The following is a 2,574-nucleotide window of genomic DNA, read 5'->3' as shown; positions in this document are numbered from 1 at the left end:
GAGGACGTCGCCGCACCGCCGGTGCCCCTCGCCGAACGCCGCGTCCAGGCCGTGCGCGACGCGCTGTACGCCGAGCACGCCGCCACGGTCATCGACCTCGGCTGCGGGTCGGGCCGCCTGCTCTCCCGGCTGCTGCAGGACTCGTCCCTGGAGTTCGTGGCCGGCGCCGACGTGTCCGCCCGCGCGATCGAGGCGGCGCAGCGCCGGCTGTCGCCGAACCTGCTCCCGCGCGCCCAGGCGGACCGCCTCAACCTGTTCACGGCCGCGCTGACGTACGCGGACCAGCGCTTCCACGGGTACGACGCCGCGGTGCTGATGGAGGTCATCGAGCACGTGGACCCGCCGCGGCTCCCGGCCGTCGAGCGCGTGGTCTTCGGCGACGCCGCGCCCCGCGTGGTGGTCGTGACCACGCCGAACGCCGAGTACAACGTGCGCTACGAGAGCCTCACCGGCTTCCGGCACCCGGATCACCGGTTCGAGTGGACGCGCGCGGAGTTCGGCGCGTGGACCGCGCGGGTGGCCGAGGCGTACGGCTACCGGGTCCGCCACGTACCCGTCGGCGACGACGGCCCGTCCGTCGGCGCGCCGACCCAGATGGGGGTGTTCGTCAAGTGACCGGGCGCGACGAGGGAGTCGAGGACACGTTCTGGTGGTCGCCTGCTCCGGCGAAGGAGGGTTCATGACCGAGCTGAGGCTTCCGGAGATGGGGCTCGTCGTCCTGGTCGGCGTGTCCGGCGCGGGCAAGTCCCACTTCGCACGGCGGCACTTCGCGCCGACCCAGGTGGTCTCCTCCGACCACTGCCGGGCGCTCGTGTCCGACGACGAGAACGACCAGTCGGCCACCACCGACGCCTTCGACCTGCTGCACCACATCGTCCGTACGCGGCTGCGGCGCGGCCTGCTGACCGTGGTCGACGCGACCAACGTGCAGCCGGGGCCGCGTGCCCAGCTCGTCCGGATCGCCAAGGAGCAGGACGTCCTGTCCGTCGCGATCGTGCTGGACGTGCCCGAGTCGGTCGCGACGGCGCGCAACGCCGCCCGTACCGACCGCGACCTGCCCGGCCACGTCGTGCCCCGGCAGCGGCGCGAGCTACGGCGCGGCATGCGCGACCTGCACCGCGTCTTCAAGCGCGCGTACGTGCTGACGGGCGAGGAGGTCGACGAGGCCACCGTCACGTACGAGAGGAGCTGGTCGGACCGGCGCGAGCTGACCGGCCCGTTCGACCTGATCGGCGACGTGCACGGCTGCCGCGCCGAGCTGGAGGAGCTGCTCACGAAGCTCGGTTACGTGATCGAACGCGACGCCCTCGGCCGTGCCGCCGGCGCCGCGCACCCGGACGGCCGTACCGCCCTGCTGCTCGGCGACCTCGTCGACCGCGGCCCGGACACCCCGGGCGTGCTCCGCCTGGCCATGGGCATGGTGAACGCGGGTGCCGCGCTGTGCGTCCCCGGCAACCACGAGAACAAGCTCGTCCGCGCGCTGCGCGGACGGCGCGTCACGGTCGCCCATGGGCTCGCCGAGTCGCTGGAGCAGCTCGCGGCCGAGCCGGAGGAGTTCCGCGCCGAGGCGCTGGAGTTCATGGACGGGCTGGTCAGCCACCTCGTCCTCGACGGCGGGCGCCTCGTGGCCGCGCACGCCGGGCTGAAGGAGGAGTACCACGGCCGCGCGTCGGGCCGCGTGCGCTCCTTCGCCCTGTACGGCGAGACCACCGGCGAGACCGATGAGTACGGCCTGCCGGTGCGCTACGCCTGGGCGAACGACTACCGGGGCGGCGCGACGGTCGTCTACGGGCACACGCCGGTCGTCGAGCCCGAATGGGTCAACAACACGCTGTGCCTGGACACCGGCTGCGTCTTCGGTGGCCGGCTCACCGCGCTCCGCTACCCGGAGAAGGAGATCGTCTCGATCCCGGCCCACCAGGTCTGGTACGCGCCGGTCCGCCCGCTGGAGGCCGAGCCGCCGGCGTCGCGCGGCGGACACCGCGAGTCGGGCGTGCTGCGGATCACGGACGTGGAGGAGGCCGTGGAGACCCGGCTGATGGGCCGGATCAACCTGCGCGCGGAGAACATCTGGCCGGCGCTGGAGGCGATGAGCCGCTTCGCGGTGGACCCGCGCTGGCTGGTGTACCTGCCGCCCACGATGGCGCCCGCCGGCACCTCGGCGCTGGAGGACCACCTGGAGCACCCGGCGGAGGCGTTCGCGGCGTACCGCAGGCAGGGCATCGGCCAGGTCGTGTGCGAGGAGAAGCACATGGGGTCGCGCGCCGTCGTGGTGGTGACCCGGGACGCGGGCGTCGCCGCGGCGAGGTTCGGGGTGGACGACGGCACGACCGGCGCGGTCTACACCCGCACCGGGCGGCCGTTCTTCGGCGACCCGGAGCGGACCGAGACGTTCCTCGCGCGGGTGCGCGCGGCGGCCGGGTTCCTGTTCGAGGAGCTGGAGACCGGCTGGCTGGTGCTGGACTGCGAGCTGATGCCGTGGTCGGCCAAGGCGGTGGAGCTGCTGCGCCGGCAGTACGCCGCGACCGGCGCGGCGGCGCGCGTCGCCCTGCCAGCCGCCGCGGACGCCCTGGC

General features: G+C 74.0%; 2 protein-coding genes. Both read left to right on the top strand.

Annotation, left to right across the window (positions count from 1 at the left end; all coding sequences use genetic code 11):
* Positions 1-615, top strand: a 615-nt coding sequence (locus ACFFNX_RS47435) for a methyltransferase (protein WP_378212987.1), incomplete at its 5' end; no start/stop codon positions are given.
* Positions 616-679: 64 nt separating this feature from the next.
* Positions 680-2,574, top strand: a 1,895-nt coding sequence (locus ACFFNX_RS47430; protein ID WP_378212985.1) for a polynucleotide kinase-phosphatase, incomplete at its 3' end; no start/stop codon positions are given.

Source organism: Actinoallomurus acaciae (assembly GCF_042429965.1).
GTDB classification, from domain to species: domain Bacteria; phylum Actinomycetota; class Actinomycetes; order Streptosporangiales; family Streptosporangiaceae; genus Actinoallomurus; species Actinoallomurus acaciae.
The sequence above is the reverse complement of the archived record's forward strand: the minus strand, read 5'-3'. Positions and strand labels throughout refer to the sequence as shown.